Below are 19,660 nucleotides of genomic sequence, written 5' to 3' on the forward strand. Positions count from 1 at the left end.
AGATGAATATAAAATAACGTGATACTATTAAGTTTTCGGTAAGCAAAGAATTATGGCAAGTCATTTCCAAATATTATGCTTAAAAAGATTTCTTTTGATTTATCCAAAAAAAAAGATTGAGAAACGCAATGTATAAACTGCGATCCTCAATCTTCTTTTTTGATGCTTATATTGAATGCTTTAAAAATATTCTTTTTTGTGGCTAATCCTATTCATCCACTAGGATCAAATCTTCGACAATTGCTTTTCCATCTTTTGTAACGGAGATTTTAATTTTCGATTTTCCTTTGCGAACTGTTTTGTCTATTGAAGCTGCTTTTTCTTCTGGAATAAAATATTCTTCTATCCCAGCTTCGAATCTTCCGTAATTGCATTTGCCTTTTAGAAAAGCATCGCAGTCTTTGAGCCAAGTCTTCTGACAAGATGGAACGAAATTATGATTAGCCGCTTCTCCAAGCTTTAAGCATATGCAACTTTCTTGATCGTTCTTGAAACTATCATCCTGACAGGTATCATTTCCATAATCAACTCTGTAAGTAACATAGTGACCGGAAATGGGGTTTACTGGGTCGTATCCGCTAATCGGAAGGATAAATCTCAAGCCTGATTGAAGCGAATAAGCTTTGAATACAGTTAATAAAACTAATGCCGCTATTGGTAGAATAAGAGAGGGAAGGAAAAATTTGTTCTGATTCATATAAGTTCTCCTATGAAGCGAGTAATTTTATCTCTGTTTTTTATGTAGAAAACACAGACTACAATGATGAGTATACCGGAGAAAATGAGTCCAAAGGCAGTGAAGATAAGACTAGTGAATAATTGAAAGTAGGCGACAAGGAAGCGAATTCCAATAGACACAATCGCAAATTCAAATAATCGTCTCGATTCCAAAATATGAAATAAAAAGCCGGCCACAAACCAAATTACAATGAATAAAAATGCATCCAATGCTTGCGAGTGAAATCCGAATACATGCGCGCAAAACATAAATAAATAAGTTCCAAGGCCGATGAGTAAAAGTAGGGCTAATTTCTTATTTTGTAAATAGGATAAATAAACACTGACACCTGATAATAGAAGGCTAATGAAGAGTATCCCTTGTAGTAACTGTCTGGATTGAATTGCTGAATTCATGTCTAGAAGTCCTAAGAAAGAAAAGAAAATGCTTCCCGTCAAGAACCCGAACACTGACCAAAACAGGGAAGTAGAGCCAAAAACTTGTAGACTTGCTTTTGTAGATGCTTGCAAAGGAAAAGAAATTACTAACATAAGAGCGGGTAATAAGGAGTATGTCCATGATAGAAGAATTTCTTCTTCCTTAAAGCTACTGACTGTTTCAATAAAGAAAGATGTAACTGAAAAGATAGTTGCCACGAACCAAATATGAGTAGTTGCTCTTCCTGTAGTGTGTAAAACAATTGGAAGTGTTATCGCGCACCAAAACAATGCTGCCTGGTAAAATTTTCCACCGGTGTTATAAATCTGTGAAATTAAACCAATCGATGCAAGGATCAGAATAAAATAGGAAACAATCAATGTTTCTAATAGCCATTTCTTATCTGTATCCTTGTAACGATAAATAGAATAAGATAGTCCGCCAAGTATGGTAAAATCCATCAGTAGCTTAACGCTGTCTGCAAGGTCTTCCCAATTCGATGCGATAAGCGAAATGATTCCCAGGCAAATTACAATTGCTCCTAGCGTAATAACAGTATAAGCCGCTAGATTCTTAGGAGAATGTTCTTCTTCATACAACCGTATGGATTCAAACTGAGTTTCCGAAATGAGTCCGGCATTTTTCCATAACATAAGTTTTTTTAATATTTTATTCATCACTGCTTATCCTATTTCTGTATAATATAATTCAATCTAATTTCCCTTTGATTAGAAAATAAGCTAGAATTTCCGTTGAATGCCAAAGCTCATCGTCCATCACACCCTGTTTTACAAACTAAATTTTTAGGAAGCGCATAAATCCAAGTTTCCCCTCTTAAATAATTTTCAAGGGGAAGAGTTGTTTTTTTCTCCGAATTCAAATAACAGTCGGCGAGTATTCCGCAGAGTTTTACTGTTTCTTCGGCAGGAAGAATGCCTGGAAAAGCGTAACTGTATACATACATTGGAATGATATCAAATCCATCAGAGACGTATTCGGTGTAAGTCTCTGTTTTTGTTTCCGTTCGGTAATTGATGGGTGAACCATAATTACTGACTGTTCGGCTGACTGTTCTATTTTTCTGAATTGGCTTTGTCCTATAGACTTTTTTGTCTTTTAGAAATTCACTCTCTAAAAAAAATGCAAGGTTAATATCTTCTCCGCTTTCAATCGAAAACCCAGTGCTAATTAGAAATGGTTTGACTAAATGGAAATTGGATTGTTCGCCTGAGGAGTTATCTATATTTACTTTTATCAGCTTATTTCCATTAGCCGTTTTAAAAAATATCTTTCGAAGCTCTTTTCTTAGATTCATAAGATAGCGTATCTCTTTTTCGTAGGCTATTTTATAACCGATCCAATGCTCTAAAATTGATTCGAAAGAATCATCATTTAGATCAACTGGAATCTGGGTTAGAATAAATATTGCAAGTTCTGTCTCTGTTTGCGATGCGTTCGATATGTTTCTTACTATTAAATCATAAAAAAAATTCATTTTCGTATCATCTAGAATTCCGAGAGGAAAACGTTTATTCGGGCTAAATGAAATATACTTCACTAAAAATTCTTCTGGTATTTTCGTTATTTCAAGCAAATCTGGATTGGACTCTGCTAGTGCGAGTGCATACAAAAGCCAAATCGCCTCCGGGCGATCAAAAATTTCCTTTGGGCTAAGACCCATTTCTCGGTAGGAGACGTAGACAGTAAACCCTTGTTTTGCGTAAGTCTCTGCTCCAAAGCCTTTTCCTATTTCTGACCTTTGCTCATTTGGCTTTAAGCCAAGAGCTAATTGAATAGTCAGTTCCTCGTCTTTACGCATAAGGAGTCCTGATTTATCATGAAAAAAATCCTCATAAAATCCATTTTGCACCCAAGGATTTTTTACCTGGCTTTGAAATGCACTTTTCATATAAAAGTTTTTCTTAACTTTGTAACGGACTTCGGGTTGGAAAAAGGCTATTATAAGTGCAAAGTAGACAATGCAAGCAAGAAAAGACGGGAGGAAAAATAAGATTAGCCTGTGATATTTTTTTTCTTTTAGGATTATTGCGATAGTCGAAGCGCAAAGAAGTAAAGTAATCCCAACGATTGAATTATCAATCCAAAGCCATTCAGAGCTAAGACCAAATAAATCAGACCAAGTAAAATATAGAGTTATTAAAGGACTAAGTAAAAAACAAAAACCTATGATAGCTGACACTAGTAGACTTTCTTTCTCTAGCGCATTCTTCGTATTTTCCTTTTGAGTATTAGATGTATTTTTCTCGTTCGGGAAAGTAGGGAATTCTCCTTTTGGGACTTTATCTTTAAAAATGCGATTTGGATCGAATTCTTTTTCGACTTTTGCTACCATCACTTTAAAAAGAGGAGTATTATTTCCGTAAAGAATGGAAGCAAGCGTCAACCATGTATTATACTCTCCGCCTGCTGTAACCAGGGATCGAGCAATTTCTAAAACGGTTTCTCCATAATCATTGGTAATATCAGGATTTGCACCGTTTTCTATTAAAACACGCACAGTATCTAGTGCGTTAGGAGAAAGAGAATAGCCGATTGCTTGTATATCACCAACGTCGGCTGCATAAAATAAAGGAGTGTTTCCTTTCTCATCTTTCGCATTTGGATCAAATCCTTCTTCTTTCAATAATGTCTCTGCCCATTTAGGCAATTGACTTTTAGCAGCATTGAATAAATCATTGGATTGGATATCTGATGACATTCGTATATATCTCCGTGATCAATATTTTTTATTTTAGTCTAATGCATTTATTCGAAATAAATTCCCAATAATCTGAAATGTATTTTATCGAGCCAAAGAAAACAACGGCTATTAATAAGTAACCGGAGATTTCCGGAAAGGTTGATATAATCAAATCAGGAAAATGATTTACTAAAAGGGGAAGGCTTAGGTAGTGAATAACGCAAACTGCTACAAGGGCTACTTGCCATTTACCCCAAGCATTGGGTTTTCCCTGTATTCCACGCTTGAAGTATAAAAAAAGTCCAAGCCATACTCCAATGATTTCTCGAACCATATATAGAATTAGAATCCAGAGCGGAAACTGAAAGTAAGCCGTTATAGTAGACAGTCCACCAATGGTTACGATTTTATCGGATACAGGATCTAGGTATCTACCTAGAATTGTTTCTTCGTTTAAAAGTCTTGCAACCAAGCCGTCGAGATAATCACTTAACACGACTAAAAAGCAAATGAAGACTAAAACGTAGTAGTATTTTAGAATGCTCGTATCTTCTTTGAATTCTGATGCATATTGAACAAAAAATGGTAGGAGCAAGGCTCTAGAAATTGATATAAAATTTGAAATTGTAAAAACTTTATCTTTTAAGATTTCATTTTTCATTATTCTTGATTTTACTTTGTATATAGAGTGACATATGATCTTTGTATTTTTCTTGAAGCGCCGGATTTTTCCAGTCATTTCCTGAAAATTTCTTTCGACATGTTTTCTTTTCGCAATGTAAATCCACCGAATACTCTGGATTTGTCTCTGTCATCGCATAATCAAAAGTTAACTCTTCCCCGATGCCAATTTCTCTTAGAGCGACAAATACTATTTGTCCTCTCACTCCACAATTTGGCTCACAGCAATGATTCATACGCCAGTCATCGCTTGGCTCTTCGGGGTTTAGTGGGCAAATCAAAAATCCATTTTCAATATAATAGCTGTAATCTTTGTATCCTTTTTTTTCTATAAGATTTGCATGTTGCTCTTCTGTGAGGATCAGTCCACCGGAAATGCTGACGATCTCTCCTTTCGGAATTGTTTCACGGGCTACCAAGCCGTAGCCTTTCTCTCCTAAGTGTTTTTTTTCTACTTTAGGACTTACGTAGCTTTCTGATTTTACGGTTTTTAAAATTTCTTCTGAGTATTCCATTTATTTGCCTCTAAATAGGAGAAGACTATTTCCAATTCTAATCTCATCAAAATCAAACAAAGCTTTCGGACGAAGAAGCTTTTTGCCATTTAAGAAAACGCCTGAATTAGAAACAGTGTCAAAGATTATGAAAACATTTTTTACCCTTTTGATTTTTGCATGCATCGGGCTTAACGAAGAATCCCAAAGAACTAAATCATTAGAAGCAGTGCTACCAATTGTAATCTCTGGCTTATTGATAGTAAACTGTCTACCCGGATTTGGTCCTTCTTTTAAAATTAAAATTCCTCTCTCATAGGATTCGCCTTTCTCTAAAACGTCAGGCGATACCTCATAGGAATTTTCTTGAAACGAACTTTCAGGTTTTTGAATGGTTGCAGTAGAAGAGGAAATGGAGTCTTCATCGTAGGAATATAAATCATCAGAGTCATCTTCCTTACTTTCTTCATTTTCTTCATAACTTGAATACTTTTTAAATGTAGGAGTGCTCAAAGTATCCGCAGAAATATTTTCATGGTAATAAAGATCATTTTTTAAAAGTTCCTCTTCTCTAAGTCGCATTTCTTCTGCGTAGGCTCTTGCTTTATTTCGTTTATTTACTGCATAGAGTAGAAGAATGCATATAAATAATATGATAAACATAAATGAATAAAAAAATTCAATATTCGAAAACTTTGATTTTGCAAAAGTCATTAGAGTTAAATCATAATTAGCCTTAAAATCGTTTTCACCAACTTTGAGAGAAATTTGAACGGAGCTTGAACGAAGCGGCTTTGCACTTTCCGCAAAAGGGGATTTATATTCTATGATCGGCGGAGTTTTTCTAAAAGAATAGAGTTGGGACTGCATCGCCGCAATAGAAGTATTTTTTTCTATTGGATAAAATTCGCCTTCGCTGTATTCGGCAAGGCTAAGATATTTTTTTTCACTTAATGCAAGCATATGAATTGGGAATTTTAATGCTTTAGATTTTTTGATTACACTTGCAATCGGCTCGTCCACTTCTACTTCTTTGTCAGTGCTGATTACAAAAAGCAGGTTTGGTAATTCATCTTCTCGCATTTGCGAATATAAAAAATTGAGCGCAAAATTAGTTCGATTTCCTGAGCCCTGTGAAATGGAGTCAATCTTTTCAAGAGCTTCCACTTTATCCATATTAAGATTTAAAAAATAAGTATCTCTTCCATAAATATGAATTCCAACTTTATCTTCTTTACTAAGACTTTGAACAAAAGTAGCGGCTAACTGTTTGGAGTATTGGAGACGATCTAATTCATTCGATGCCTGAATGGAAAGAATCAAACGAATCGGACGAAGCTGATTTGACTTTAAAATGCTAATAGTTTGAATTTGCCTAGTAAACCCTTCCCGAGTTTCTGTGATGTGAATACTTTCTCCTTGCAAAGGCTTTGCCTTATTTTCCTGCATGTAGATATGCACCATAGGATATTTATTTGCATCTACTTTTTCCAATTGAACCTTAGAGTCCGAGAAAATAGCCATTGGAAAAATAAGAGCGCTAAGAATTAGGCTTATAAACTTCAAAATTTACCTCGTTTCATCCATTCACTATTATTTTAAAACCAGTTTTTGTGAATATTCAGATTGTAATTTATTCATATTTTTATTTAGTAAAGTGATTTTTTCAATTAGCTCGCCGGACTTGAGAACAGTTACGTCATCTGCTAGTTCGCGAACGATTCTCATGTCATGTGTGATTAAGACAAGCCCAATTCCACTATTTTTCAACATTGAATGAAGTAGGCTTAGAGTCAACTTTTCATTGATTGAATCGAGAGCAGTTGTAGGCTCATCTGCGATGACAATTTCAGGTTTAACCGCTATTGCCATCGCCACTAGAATTCGCTGTTTTTCCCCACCGGAAAGATTTTTGGGAATAGAATGATAGCTCTTTTTAGGATCACGGATTTGCAATTGTTCTAGAATCTCCAAGATAGAGACTTCGTTGGCAAGGGTAGGGAATTTGAGACGAAAATAATCTCTCATCTGTGCCCCAATGGAAATAAAGGGATGAAAAGACTTTCCGGGATTTTGCGGAATGAGAGTAATTTTTTTGCCACGTAAGTTTTCCCAATCTTTGGTGGAATAATCTAAATAGCTCTTTCCCAGTATGGAATAAGAATCAAAATTTAGACAGAGCTCCGGGTGCGTTAGGTGAAAGATTGAATTGGCAAATGTCGTTTTGCCGCTTCCTGACTCTCCAATGATTGCATGAATTGAATCTTTTCTGAGTTCGAAATTAAAATTTTTTAAAATCTCTCTACTGGATTTATCTACAATGTTCAGATTCTTCACTTCCAATAGATTCATGCTTCACTTTCCATTTTCTTTTTTATCTTTAGAATGCTTTTCTTGAATTCATCCATTGCAGTATCGAAATTCATCAGGTTGAGGTTTTTTGAATTTGGATTCATGTCCTCCGAATTGACACCTTGATTCAAATAAAATAATTCATCCGATACAATTTGCTTCTGTTTTTTCGTCGCGACATCTAGAAAAATATTTTTAAAACTATCACCGAGGCTAATCATCAAAACCGCTATATGATTTACACTCATATGTAAGAATAGCATCTCTTTCCAATATCTATTCCAGAGGATTATCTCTTTCCAATTGAATTTATTTTTTTCGTCTAGGATTTCTAATGCTTTGTCATTTAGGTTTAAATTTTTGAATCTATCTAAAATTCCTTTAAGACTGGAAAATTCATTTTGAATGACTCGATTCAATTCTGCTTCTGTAACTTGAATGAGTCCGGTCACTTTTCCATCTGCGTTGATTTGTAAATGATTCGAAGTGCTTACGATGATTGAGTAAGCTCTTCCATTTTTTTCTGTGCCTTCTAATCTATAAAGCCCATGTCCATTTTTAGTCAATGAATACATGGTTCTTTTCACAACGAGACCTGAATTGACTTTTAAAGTAATCAAAAAATCGGTGAGCTTTATTTTCAAATCTTCCAGCTCTCTTTCCATTCCTTTCGGGCGTTTGGGAGGACGGCGCGGCTTATCTAGATCTTCCGCAGTCGGTCTTTTGGGAAAAAATTTCTTAAAAATATTTTTAAGCTTCATTTCCGTAATCCGGTCTAACGTTGGAAGGTCTATCCAAAGTTTTATTTTTGAGTTCAAACATCTTTGCCGTTTTTAAAAAGGTAGAGTAGGCTGAGGATACAGCAATTACAAATCCCGGGTATCCATCTAAGAATCCTAATTTAAAAAAATAAATTTCAATAAACTTACTCCAGGGTTTTAAAATAGAGCGGATAATTGAAAACGAGTTTCCTTTTTTAAATCGAGTGAATGCAACAATAGAAGAAAATTTATTGATTGTATCGACTTGATGGGATAAATCTTTGAAACTATAATGGATAATATCTCCTTTCAGCTTTTCGCCTTTTCCTTCAATGTCAATGTAATCATGAGGATTTTCGCCTGTCCAATGAGCATGTTCCTTTTTAAAGAAACGATAGCGATAGAGTGGATACCAGCCCGAATGACGTATGAATCGACCCATATGAAACGTTAAGCGAGATATCTTATAGCCATTAGAGTCAGTAGGATTTTGTAGAACTTGCTCGATACTTTTCATTAGTTCAGGTGTGGCTCTTTCATCTGCATCGAGCGATAAAATCCAATTACCCGCACACAAAGAAATCGCATCATTTTTTTGCTCAATATGACCTTTAAACTTCTGGGAAAAAAATTTTACCTTTGAATAGGCTTTGGCAATTTCTATAGTTTTATCGGTGCTCATTGAATCTAAAAGGACAATTTCATCTGCGAAATTGTGAACAGATTCAATACAATCCCGAATATTGGCTTCTTCGTTGAACGTTATGATTGCAACTGAAAAGTTTATTTTTTTGTTTTCATTCTTATCCAAAGAGAAAATACCTGTATTTATACGTTTATGAACTCAGATAGATTGTCGGTCATTTTTTTAAACCTCTTCATTATAAGTTTTCCCCTTTCCGTTACGGCTAGCCAGTCCTTTATCTTTCTTTCAGTCATACTATTTTTATACAGTTCTTTTTCCAATAAATCTCTTATAATTACACTCAGGAATCGGGCTTTTGTGGCTGCTTTGGGGATTTATATCGCCTTATTGCCAGCAGTTTTCGCTAATTTGGGCAATTACGAGAATTCTTTGGCATCAATTTTTTTGAAATCGGAAATTTCGGATTTTTGGATGTGCTTTGCAGTTCTTCCCGCCTTTTATCATATTCGAAACCCGGAAAATCGGACTTGGATACTGCGCTCAATTTATATATCCGTTTTTCTAGTTGTCCTTTCTGGATTTGTGTCTATCTTTACTCCTTTTCGTTTGGCTTCTTTTATCACTGCTGGATTTCAAGTAAAGGAAGGGAGTAGGCTTCAACACTTTGCCGGAGATTTTTGGGGACGTTATACTTATTTACCGATTGGGCTTATGAATACACATCTCACTTTCGGCGGCTTATGCGGATTATTCTTTCCGGGTCTTGTTGTGCATTTAGGCATGACAATTCGAGAAAGAAAAGTTTGGAAGAATGCAGTATTGGGATTATTCATTCTATTCTTTGGCGTTGTTTTATTTTATAATCAGAGTCGCTCGATTTGGTTGGGAATTGTATTTGCTTTCGGGCTAATACTTATTAAGCTCATTTCCAATATTGATATATCCAAGATTCGTATTGGGATTAAATATTTATCTCTACTTATAATTGCAATTATAATATTAGGAATTGCAAGCATTGGAATTTACAAAAAGAATTGGCTATTACAGAGAGCCTTTCAGGAAGGACTGGCTGACAACACCACGGAGAATCAAAGATATTTCATCTATAAAAATACTCTGAGTCTTGTTTCGGATCATTTTTTGCTTGGAGTTGGGAGTGGAAGATTCGATAAAGAGCACGAGAAAAAATCAAATGTGATGATTGATACCTTTGAGCAACTCTGGTATGAACTTTCCATTACTCCAAGACAACATGCTCATCATGATATGCTTCATTTTTATGCGATTGGTGGTATATTGGGATTAGTCGCTTTTTTACATTTTTGGTTTTATTTATTTCGATTATTTATAAAAAATCCACTTACATCTCAGACCGTGCTGTTTTCAGGAATTCTATGCATATTCATTGCAGGTTTTTTCCAGTGTTATCTTTTAGACGATGAAGTGGCTCTTCCTTTCTTTGCCTTCATTGGACTTTTTGCGGGAAGTTTACAAAAAGAAGATGCTAGGGCAAAGGCAATCGAAGGAATTAGAGCGAGAAAAAAGGCAAATCTAAATGATACATTTCAAGTTGAATCAGTTTCTATAGAAAATAGTTTGCTCTATTTAAAAAAGAGAATTGCCCTCGGAGGGAAAAATTCTCCCTTTGAAGAATACAATTTTTATACTCTATGTGTACTATTTATTCCAATCGCTTTAAGCCTTGGTTATATTTTTTACAAGACAAGATTCGAACCAATGCAGGTTTATAAGAGAAAAATTACTCTACATTATCCGCAAGATAAGCCTTTGGTATATTCCTCTCTTAGTGGTAAATCTGTATTATACTCTATAAATCATCATATAGGCGAGAATGATACTATTAAAATTGAAGGTTGTTTATCACATAGATTTACTAAACCGATTTCTATTCGAAAGACTCCATTTTTTATTAACTTAGAAAATTTGGCGACAGCGAATAATCCTCCGACAGAAGTTTATATTACAATAAAAGAAAGAGATTCCTTTGATCAAGATAGGCTCTACAGAGTCCATTTATCAAAACCAATCGGCAAAGAATATTTTTTTAAATTAGAAAGGTCAGGAAAAACGAATCTAAAGATTGACGATGAAATCCTTTATTTAAATCTACTCGAATCGAATCGATTTCCAGAAAATATTTACTTTAGAGATTTTGAATTTCGCTTCAATGGATTCGATAGACAACAGGAAAATTTTGATTTGCCGCTCATTGACTTTGGAGGTTTATGTGATGCTAAGTGAATCTTCTAAATTCTTCGGGTTAGTTTTTATATGAACGAAGAAATACTTAAATTCTTAAAAGAAAAAATAAAGAATTTATCTGATTCCTCGGGCTGTTATCTCTGGAAGAATTCTACGAAGGATGTTATCTATGTAGGAAAAGCACTTCGTTTAGCCGATAGAGTTCGCAGTTATTTGAATCCAAAAATATCGGATTTAAAAACAATTGCTCTTCAAAATGAAATTGATGATTTAGATTGGATTGCAACTAACACCGAAGAAGAAGCACTGATTTTAGAAGACAATCTAATTAAACGATATAATCCAAAGTATAATATTCGTTTAAAGGATGACAAGCGTTATCCGTTCCTTTGTGTTTCCACTGATGAGCCGTATCCGATGATTTATTTGACTCGTCGAATTAAAGCTGACAAGAAAAAATACTTTGGTCCTTATACAGATGTAAAGGCAGCGCGAGATATGCTGGATACAATTCATAAAGTTTTTCCAATTCGAAAGACAGTGCAAAAACTTCCACAGACAAAGCCGCTTAGGCCCTGTTTAAATTTTCATATCAAAAGATGTCTCGGTCCCTGTCAGGGAAATATTTCAGTAGAGGAATACTCTATCGTTGTGGAACAGATTGTTAAGTTTTTAGAAGGGAAAAAGGATTCTCTTTTGACTGAGCTTAGAAATCGGATGAATACTCATTCAGAAAGATTGGAATTTGAACGTTCCCTGATTTATCGAAATATGATTGAAAATATTCAGTCGATTCAAAAGAGGCAAACAGTCATTAACCAAGCGGGGGGAGATGAGGATATCATTGCTTATGCGAAAAGAAATGACGAAGGACAGATTGTAATCCTAGAAGTAAGGGACGGTCGCATGGAAGGCAAAAAATCCTTTGCGTTAAATGGACTTTCTTTATCTTCCGACGAAGAGGTATTTGCCTCATTTTTAAAATTGTATTATTTACAAGCAACCTATATTCCTACTAGTATTGTTTTACCACTCAATGTAAAAAAAGATGTAGAGTTATTAATTGATATTCTTGCCAGAAACCTTGGCTTTAAACCGAAATTAAAATTTCCGGGGGCAGGGGAGAAAAAAGCATTGCTCGGACTTGCCTCAAAAAATGCTGAGATGAATTTATCGGAAAGGCTTTTGGCGACGAAAATAAAAGATCAGACTGCTGCACTAAAAGAATTGAAAGAAAATCTAAAGCTGAAAGAATTGCCACGAATCATTGAATGCTATGATATTAGTCATTTTCAGGGCACAAACCCTGTGGCAAGTGGAGTTATGTTTGTAGATGGAAAGCCTTATAAGGCAGGCTATCGAAGGTATATTATGAAAAGCTACGAAGGAATCAATGACCCCGGAATGATGCACGAAGTCATTGCAAGAAGGTTGCAAAGGATTTTGAATGAAAATGAATCATTGCCTGATTTGATTGTAATTGATGGGGGCGAGGTTCAGTTAGCAAGGGCAACGGAGGCTGCGGTTGCTCTTGATTTGCCGCAACTTCCAATGATTGGACTTGCTAAGAAAAGAGAAGAGATTTATTTTCCTGGAAATAAGAATCCATTTTCCTTCGAAATAAATTCTCCGTCTATGCGGCTCTTGCGTCAATTGAGAGATGAGGCTCATCGGTTTGGAGTTAGTTTTCATCGAGAGAGAAGAAATAAAGCTACCTTAAAAACCGCATTGGATAATATTCCTGATATAGGCATTCAAAGAAAAAAATCAATTTTAAAAAACTTTTTAGGAAAGAAAAAACTGACAAGTGCAACTTTAGAAGAGCTTAAGCAAATTCCAGGTATCGGGGATAGACTCGCGCAAAAAATTTTTGAAAATCTAAAGTTGCAGTCTAAGAAATAATATGAAAAATTCACCACAAATTCTAATCGTAGACGACATTGAATACAATGTTATCCTTCTTAATCAAATTCTTCTCAATGCAGGTTATCGAGTATTAACCGCTATGCATGGAAAGAAATGCCTCGAAATTCTAGAGACAGAGTTACCTGATATTATCCTCTTGGATGTAATCATGCCTGAGATCAATGGATTTGATATAGCCGAAACGTTAAAGCAAAATGACAGAACAAAAGATATACCAATCATTTTTCTAAGTGCAATTTCTGACTATGAAACAAAACTGAAAGGCTTAGAAAAAGGTGCCGTCGATTACATAACAAAACCCTATGACGATAGAGAAGTGATCGCCCGGATCCAAATTCATTTGAAAATTCGGGATTTGGAAAAAGAAAGAGTGGAGCATATACGGTCACTGGAGACTTTGAATAAAGACAAAGATAGTCTTTTGCAGGTCATAGCGCATGATATGCGTTCGCCGCTCACTTCCATTATGCTCATGTCTGAATTTATGATGGGAACTGAGAAAGCAATAGATAAAGAGAAATTGAATAAGTATTCGAATACAATCTTTAATTCTAGCAAGAAAATTCTAGAATTGATTAATCAATTGATGCATACAAGCAAAGCTGAAACATCCAAAGTAGTGTTCTCGAATTTCGATTTAGTTAAAACTATTTCGCAGTCCACAGATTTGATTGGGAGAATTTTGGATAAAAAAATGATAAAGCTAGAAGCAAAGTTTTTCTCTCCTGAAATAATTGTAAATTTAGATGAATCGAAAATGGATCAAATTTTAAATAATCTTCTTTACAATGCGATTAAGTTTACAAATTCGAGCGGTTTAATACGAATAACCGCTGAAATCAAACGCGTTGATGAACTAGACTTACTGCATATATCTATTGCGGATAACGGTATTGGAATTCCTTCTAGTATTCTTCCTGAAATACTGACTAAAAAATTTAGTTATCATAGAGTAGGAACTGAAGGAGAAGAAGGAACGGGGCTTGGACTTTCGATTACTAAAGACTTAGTCAATGCGCTAAATGGAAAAATAGAAATCGAAAGTCAGGAGAATGTGGGAACTAACGTTCATCTTTATTTTTACAAGTATTGAAGTTCTCTATCGTCTTCTTTGTATAAAATTTTTCATTCTCATCTTGAGTGATATTCTTTAAGCGATAGTCAGCTAATTCAGAAATAAAATTTAAAGCCGGACTACAATTTTCTATGAAGAATTTATAGCTGCTAATACGAGAAATATAATTTCCACTTTCAAGTTTTATAAAATTATAGAGAACTTTTCTGTCCATATCTCCTAGATTTAAAGTTACATGTCTAGGGTGACAATGCTCAATTAGAATATCGGGTACGTCTAAATTGGATGCGCAGGATCTTTTCAATCCATTTACAAAACTCTGGAAGTCTCTAAGTGAATACTTGTAATAATCCTTTGGAAATTTTTCCGTTGAAGGTGTAAACACAATCGGAGGTGGTTCTTTCTTTCCTACATTTATATTAAACTTATCCTTTGATTTATTTTCTATTGTCACATCAAAGAATTCGATTTCCACCTCACTTCTAATTACGTCTACTTTACTCTTTGATTTTTCGTTTACCTTAATGTCTACGTTTCCTACAGACCTTTCTAAAATTTCTACCGACATACTTTGCTTTGCCGCATTATTTAAATTTATATCTAAATTCTCTGTAGATTTATTTTCTACAAGTAGTTTGACCTTACCTGCTGCTCTATTATTAAAATCAATGGAAACGTTTTCTTTTGACTTATTTTCTAAACTGATTTCCAAATCATCTTCTGAATGTGGAGCTATATCTACAGACAGTTTTCCTGGCTGAGATTCATCTATTCCTATTTCCACTATTTCTAAAGAATCGGCACTTACGCTAATGTCTTTTCGATCAATCACCTTTGCTGGCTTTCTCCTCGGAACAATGACTTCAGGTGGCGGTTGACCGATATTAATCGCAAAGTTTTTCTTTGCTTTATTTTCGATTGTTACATCAAATTCTTCGATGTCTGTGAAGATAGTATGGATTTCTACTTTTGGCTTAGATTTTTCGGCAACGTTTACATCCACTTTGCCTTTGGATTTATCTATGATACCAACAGACATTTTTTCTTTAGAGAAGTTGTTTACGTTTAACGCTAATTTGTCTTTAGACTTGTTTTCTACATTTAGATTTACTTTGCCGGCAGATCGATTGTTTATATCTACTGTAACATTTTCGTTAGACTTATTTTCTAAGTTGATATCTAGTTTTTCTTTTGTCTTCGGTCCAATGCTTACTGTTGTCTTACCTGGAACTGAGTCATCGATTGTGATATCAGCTTTTTGCATAGACTCGCTCGTAATTTCGATGTCTTTCTTTTTAATAATTTTTTCAGGAGGTTTTTTTCGATTTCGATTTTTAGAGGATTCGTATAATACAAGATAATCTTTTTGGAGTAACTTTTTATTGTTTGGATTTTCAATTAATAAGTCGTAGGTGCCTGCTTTAAATTTGTCCGTAGGAAAGAATAATTCTTTGTCGCTTACAATTGTGATTTCGGTTGGAATAACTGTATTACCCGCTAATAGACTCACCTTTGTATTCTCAAAGTAGTGCGCGCCATTTAATTCGACTTTGTCTCCAATTGCCATTTCTTGTCTTTCTGTGTCTAGAATTGGTTGCTGAGAAACGATCACTCGAAGTGGATTCCAGTAAGACCATACCACGGGCTTTTTAAAAAAATTTAATACACCAATTCGAAATTCATACTTTCCTTTGGGAAGATCTACATGGTAAATATTTTCATTTACATTTGTTTCTATGATTACCTTTTCGTCTGATTTAATTTCTATCCTGTAGCCATTTGCCGCTGGGATCGCTCGCCACTCAATAAATCCGGTGTCTTTTTCAGCAAGAAGTTCCATTGTAAATAATACGATAAGCGATAGAATTGAAGCGATTAGAATTTTTTAAATGTGCTAAGATTTGTAATTAGGTTTTTATTTTTCATAGAATTATATTATTTATCTCGATAGATTGTGTCAGGAGAGAGAATTTTGATTTCTTCTGGTTTTAAATTCTTTAAGCCATCATTGCTTAGATCAATTGTAAATTTCCCTCTTGCTGTTTTTCCGGGTGAATTTTTCTTATCATAGGGAGTTACATCCCAGAGAAACGTTCCCTCGCTAAACTTAGAAAAATTTTTGAGCGTATAAGAGTTATTAGTTACTTTCTCATTTAGTAGAGTCTTTGTTTTTTTCCCGGCTTCCGATATTTTTACTACGTAATGAGTTGCTGGTTTTACTTTGTCCCAACGAAATTGAATTTGCTTATCTTTACTTATATCGACTGTTCCCGCAACAGGAGAAATATGCTCGGGCGATAAACCGGCAATAGACTCATTTTCTATTTTTTTCTTTTCTTCAACTTTCTTCTCTTCTCGTTTCTTTTCTTCGATTTTCTTTTCTTCTACTTTAGCTAATTCTTTTTTCTCTTCTTCTTTCTTAGTAATTTCTTTTTTGTTGTCTTTCTTAATTTCTGTTGGAGTTTTTGCAGGAGGTTGTTTTGTTCCAATTGTGAAGGAACTCACACTGCTTCGAATTGACGAAATTCCATCAGAGGAAGGTTTAGTAGTTACACGCCAGAAGTAGGTCCCTTCGCCGAGGCTGTTTAAACCGATTGAATTCGAGCTAACAGGAATAGATTTAATAGTTGAAGTGAAATTGCTATTATCCGCAAGTTCAAGAGTGTATTGACTGACTGTCTCACTCGGAGTCCATGCAAAAGTGATGTTTGGATTTCCCCCTGCAGAGGCAATTGTAGCACCATTGGAAGGGGAAAATAGTTGTAATCCTGTTTCTTTGATTAGAATAAATTTTCTACTTTCACTATATTCAATTGCACCGGAAGAATTTTTACCACTAACTCTCCAGAAGTATGTTCCTTATGGCAAATTCAGATTAGCCGAGGCAACATTCTGTAGCTTAGTATCAACTCTTTTAAAATCTCTTAGTCTGCTTAATTCAAACGTTGGATTTGTATTTGAGCCTGTGGCTGTCCATCTAAAACTAATTGGAGTAGAGGAAGATGTGCTGATAAATTTCTTTTGATTTTCAGGTTCCTGTAAAGCAAAAGGGACTTTTCTTGTGGATACTCCTGATTCGCCTAGAGTCGCTATTTCGTTTGGATTGAGTTCTTTCGAGTCTCCTTTTCCTTCGATGATTGCTTTGCCTTTGTCAAGGGAAACATTGATTCCATCGCTTCCGGAAGAATCAATCTTTGCATCACTACCTGAAAGTTTTATCGTCTGGTTTTTTGTTTTTACAATCAGTTGTTTATTGGGATCCGTTCCCTTTGAACTATTAATTTGAATTGTGCCGCCTTCAAAGTTGATGTTTGGAGAATTTCCTGTGAAATCCAAATAGATCATAGTGTTTTCATCAACTTGAATTTCTGTTCCATCGTTTAATTTGATAAGAGCATCTGATTCAGGATAGGTCTTAATAGTATCCTTGTCTCTAAGCGGTGAGTTTGATTGAATCGAATGCCATACAACTGCTGATTCAAATTTACGTTGTATGGAATTGATTTTGAAAGATACAGTTCCAATAGACTCAAACGCACCTATATTTATATTTCTATGCAGATCAAAATAGAAAAGACCTGCAAAAAACAGTATATTAAAAATGAGAAATGCTGGAATATTCCAGTTCTTATTCCAAGATTTCATACTTTACTTCTTTTTCCTCATCATCAGATTTTTTCTTTTTACCCTTAGCCGCTGGCTCCGGAGCTTCATATTTTATATTGAGTAACGTTCTTAACTCTGAGAGAGTCTTAATACAATTTGGATCATCTTTCCTTCCTAGAACGGCAAAGATTGTCTGCGGATCTTCTTTTCCTTTGACTTTGATAGATTGCATTTTCTCTACATGGAAAATGTCTTTTACTTTTGAGTAAGCTTCTTCAGAAATTAGTATATCCGTTCCAAAAGGTTTATTCAATGACTCAATTCTAGAAGCAAGATTCACAGCATCGCCAATTACGGTATACTCCAATCTTTCGTTAGATCCAATTTGTCCTGAGATCACATAACCGCTGTTAATCCCTGAGCCAATTTGGATGATTGGTTTTTTGTCACCGCCTCTGCCCACATTAAATTTTATAAGAGCTTCGCGCATCATTAGAGTTCCGTTGATTGCATTTACTACAGCCATGTCATCATGATGAAGTGCACCCCAAGTTGCCATGATTGCATCTCCAATGAATTTATCTACAATACCATGCGTTGCTGTGATACATTTCACCATTTCGGTCATGTATTGGTTTAAAAATTCCACAACTTCTTCAGGTTCTAATTTTTCTGAGATAGAGGTAAATGAGCGTATGTCAGAAAAGAAAATGGCGCAATATTTGCGTTCACCGCCGAGTTTAATTTCGCCTTTCATCGCCATTTCAGCTATGTCTTTGTTGACAAATTTACCGAAAGCGTCTTTCATTTTTTCGCGCTCATCAAGACCTTTTGTCATTGAGTTAAACGAATTAGTCAGAATACCAATCTCATCGTGGGCGCCTACTTTCAAGTTGACCTGATAGTTGCCTGTTTCTACTTCATGGGAAGCATCGACCAATGTTAAGATAGGATTGGTAAGACTATTAGCATAAAAGTATACAAATAGAATTGAAAGCATTAATACAATAATCATTAGATAGATATTTCTGCGTTGAAGATTATATACCTCTTCGAAAGCTCTGTCTTCATTGACAGTCGAGATTACACCTCCAGACATAAAGCCTAGTTTTTTAAAAGAGCCAAGATAATATAGATTATCCTCTTCTAAGAAACGTTGGTATTTGTTGCTTACATTGCTAGTCAACATGCTCTTAACAATGGGGGAGTTAGAAGCATTTTTTCCTTTCGTAATGAACTCTATATTAGGATGTGCTAATAGATTTCCTTCTTCGTCGACTAGAAAATTACTTGCAATGCCTGATGTTTGAAATGATTCCAGAATGGCATTGAGTCGAATGAAGCTAACTATGATTGTTTTTTTATTTCCAATTTCTTTAAACGGTATGCTAAATCCAAGAATAGGAGCTTTAAAAATTGGACTTGCATTTCTTAAAATGGTAGCACCCGCGAAAGATTTTACAAAGTAACTAGACATTGCATTGGCAGTGCTGATAAAATCATTTTCTTCTGTAGAGACATTGGTCTGCTTATTCTCGTTATAAAGCTTTTCAATCATGACGAGCTCTTCACCTTCTTGCTTGTAAACTCCAAGAAATAAAACGTCACTGTCGTTCTCAAAGAAAATCCTCTTAAAATCTTTATCTTTGCCCTTAGCCCCTTCCTGTTCAATTAAGTTTTCAGCGGCTAACTTCAAATTCTTTGATAGGGCTAAGAATTTAGAACTTAGATTGTCCGTTAGAATTAGCGTCATACCAAGAGTATTCTCTTCTATGGTAGTTCTCGCATTATTCTTAAATACATAAGTCGCAATGCTTATGATTGAGGATAGGGAAAATAGAATGATAGTAGAAATGATTAGAAGTAATTTGAATCGAATTGTAAATTTCGACTTTTTAAAATTGGAAGCTACTTCATTTTTGGAAGTGGATATGGGTTTTGCTTGGGCATTATTTGGATTGATACTCATAGATTTTTCACCAACTAAAATACCTTTGGGACAGCCCTAAAAATAATCAATAAAAAAACCAGTTTTTTCA

The 19,660-nt window shown here is 34.9% G+C and carries 16 protein-coding genes; 3 read left to right on the forward strand and 13 right to left on the reverse strand.

Going from position 1 to position 19,660, the window contains the following annotated elements; translation table 11 throughout:
• Positions 1-208 precede the first annotated feature (208 nt).
• From IPH52_23350 to IPH52_23390, 9 genes are all read right to left on the reverse strand, one after another.
• Positions 209-697, reverse strand: coding sequence for a GDYXXLXY domain-containing protein (locus IPH52_23350; protein ID MBK7057930.1), 489 nt, complete (start codon positions 695-697; stop codon positions 209-211).
• On the reverse strand, positions 694-1,833 hold the full coding sequence (locus IPH52_23355) for a DUF2157 domain-containing protein (GenBank protein ID MBK7057931.1): 1,140 nt from the start codon (positions 1,831-1,833) through the stop codon (positions 694-696). Before IPH52_23355 ends, IPH52_23350 begins: the two co-directional genes overlap by 4 nt.
• 89 nt (positions 1,834-1,922) lie before the next feature.
• Positions 1,923-3,875, reverse strand: coding sequence for an ankyrin repeat domain-containing protein (locus tag IPH52_23360; protein MBK7057932.1), 1,953 nt, complete (start codon positions 3,873-3,875; stop codon positions 1,923-1,925).
• 28 nt (positions 3,876-3,903) lie between these two features.
• Entirely contained in the window at positions 3,904-4,518 is a 615-nt protein-coding gene (locus IPH52_23365) for a CDP-alcohol phosphatidyltransferase family protein (GenBank protein MBK7057933.1), read from the reverse strand.
• Positions 4,508-5,053 carry an SET domain-containing protein gene (locus IPH52_23370; GenBank protein ID MBK7057934.1) on the reverse strand — a complete coding sequence of 182 codons (546 nt, stop codon included), beginning with the start codon at positions 5,051-5,053 and terminating at the stop codon, positions 4,508-4,510. The genes IPH52_23365 and IPH52_23370 overlap by 11 nt, the downstream gene beginning before the upstream one ends.
• Complete coding sequence (locus IPH52_23375; GenBank protein MBK7057935.1) at positions 5,054-6,598, reverse strand: FHA domain-containing protein; 1,545 nt, start codon at positions 6,596-6,598, stop codon at positions 5,054-5,056. It abuts the gene before it with no gap.
• Between the two features lie 27 nt (positions 6,599-6,625).
• On the reverse strand, positions 6,626-7,384 hold the full coding sequence (locus IPH52_23380; protein MBK7057936.1) for an ABC transporter ATP-binding protein: 759 nt from the start codon (positions 7,382-7,384) through the stop codon (positions 6,626-6,628).
• A complete protein-coding gene (locus tag IPH52_23385; protein ID MBK7057937.1) occupies positions 7,381-8,145 on the reverse strand; it encodes a hypothetical protein in 765 nt (254 codons plus the stop codon). Before IPH52_23385 ends, IPH52_23380 begins: the two co-directional genes overlap by 4 nt.
• Positions 8,135-8,977, reverse strand: a complete 843-nt coding sequence (locus IPH52_23390; protein MBK7057938.1) for a glycosyltransferase family 2 protein — start codon at positions 8,975-8,977, stop codon at positions 8,135-8,137. Before IPH52_23390 ends, IPH52_23385 begins: the two co-directional genes overlap by 11 nt.
• Positions 8,978-9,235: 258 nt before the next feature.
• Between IPH52_23390 and IPH52_23395 the strand changes: the two genes are divergently transcribed.
• Genes IPH52_23395 through IPH52_23405 form a run of 3 tightly spaced genes read left to right on the forward strand, consistent with a single transcriptional unit; the run spans position 9,236 to position 14,033 of the window.
• Entirely contained in the window at positions 9,236-11,053 is a 1,818-nt protein-coding gene (locus tag IPH52_23395) for an O-antigen ligase family protein (protein MBK7057939.1), read from the forward strand.
• A gap of 30 nt (positions 11,054-11,083) precedes the next feature.
• Positions 11,084-12,916 (forward strand): excinuclease ABC subunit UvrC, encoded by a 1,833-nt coding sequence (gene uvrC, locus IPH52_23400; GenBank protein ID MBK7057940.1) that lies wholly within the window; start codon positions 11,084-11,086, stop codon positions 12,914-12,916.
• A gap of 1 nt (position 12,917) precedes the next feature.
• A complete protein-coding gene (locus tag IPH52_23405; GenBank protein MBK7057941.1) occupies positions 12,918-14,033 on the forward strand; it encodes a hybrid sensor histidine kinase/response regulator in 1,116 nt (371 codons plus the stop codon).
• On the opposite strand, the gene IPH52_23410 is transcribed toward IPH52_23405, so the two are convergent.
• From IPH52_23410 to IPH52_23425, 4 genes are all read right to left on the reverse strand, one after another.
• Entirely contained in the window at positions 14,002-15,855 is a 1,854-nt protein-coding gene (locus IPH52_23410; GenBank protein MBK7057942.1) for a hypothetical protein, read from the reverse strand. The two genes, IPH52_23405 and IPH52_23410, sit on opposite strands and share 32 nt — an antisense overlap.
• Before the next feature lie 95 nt (positions 15,856-15,950).
• The gene (locus IPH52_23415; GenBank protein ID MBK7057943.1) at positions 15,951-16,520 is read right to left on the reverse strand and encodes a hypothetical protein; all 570 of its coding nucleotides are present in this window, start codon (positions 16,518-16,520) and stop codon (positions 15,951-15,953) included.
• A gap of 354 nt (positions 16,521-16,874) precedes the next feature.
• Entirely contained in the window at positions 16,875-17,660 is a 786-nt protein-coding gene (locus tag IPH52_23420; protein MBK7057944.1) for a FecR domain-containing protein, read from the reverse strand.
• Positions 17,644-19,590 carry a HAMP domain-containing protein gene (locus tag IPH52_23425; GenBank protein ID MBK7057945.1) on the reverse strand — a complete coding sequence of 649 codons (1,947 nt, stop codon included), beginning with the start codon at positions 19,588-19,590 and terminating at the stop codon, positions 17,644-17,646. The genes IPH52_23420 and IPH52_23425 overlap by 17 nt, the downstream gene beginning before the upstream one ends.
• Positions 19,591-19,660: the final 70 nt, after the last annotated feature.

Source organism: Leptospiraceae bacterium, from assembly GCA_016708435.1.
Classification (GTDB): Bacteria; Spirochaetota; Leptospiria; order Leptospirales; family Leptospiraceae; genus UBA2033.

Bases quoted from the DNA above. Each gene is read 5' to 3' on its own strand.
- IPH52_23350 (MBK7057930.1), bottom strand. From the start codon at position 697: ATGAATCAGAACAAATTTTTCCTTCCCTCTCTTATTCTACCAATAGCG.
- IPH52_23420 (MBK7057944.1), bottom strand. From the start codon at position 17,660: ATGAAATCTTGGAATAAGAACTGGAATATTCCAGCATTTCTCATTTTT.
- IPH52_23425 (MBK7057945.1), bottom strand. From the start codon at position 19,590: ATGAGTATCAATCCAAATAATGCCCAAGCAAAACCCATATCCACTTCC.
- IPH52_23385 (MBK7057937.1), bottom strand. From the start codon at position 8,145: ATGAAGCTTAAAAATATTTTTAAGAAATTTTTTCCCAAAAGACCGACT.
- IPH52_23365 (MBK7057933.1), bottom strand. From the start codon at position 4,518: ATGAAAAATGAAATCTTAAAAGATAAAGTTTTTACAATTTCAAATTTT.
- IPH52_23355 (MBK7057931.1), bottom strand. From the start codon at position 1,833: ATGAATAAAATATTAAAAAAACTTATGTTATGGAAAAATGCCGGACTC.
- IPH52_23405 (MBK7057941.1), top strand. From the start codon at position 12,918: ATGAAAAATTCACCACAAATTCTAATCGTAGACGACATTGAATACAAT.
- IPH52_23380 (MBK7057936.1), bottom strand. From the start codon at position 7,384: ATGAATCTATTGGAAGTGAAGAATCTGAACATTGTAGATAAATCCAGT.
- IPH52_23370 (MBK7057934.1), bottom strand. From the start codon at position 5,053: ATGGAATACTCAGAAGAAATTTTAAAAACCGTAAAATCAGAAAGCTAC.
- IPH52_23410 (MBK7057942.1), bottom strand. From the start codon at position 15,855: ATGGAACTTCTTGCTGAAAAAGACACCGGATTTATTGAGTGGCGAGCG.
- IPH52_23360 (MBK7057932.1), bottom strand. From the start codon at position 3,875: ATGTCATCAGATATCCAATCCAATGATTTATTCAATGCTGCTAAAAGT.
- uvrC (MBK7057940.1), top strand. From the start codon at position 11,084: ATGAACGAAGAAATACTTAAATTCTTAAAAGAAAAAATAAAGAATTTA.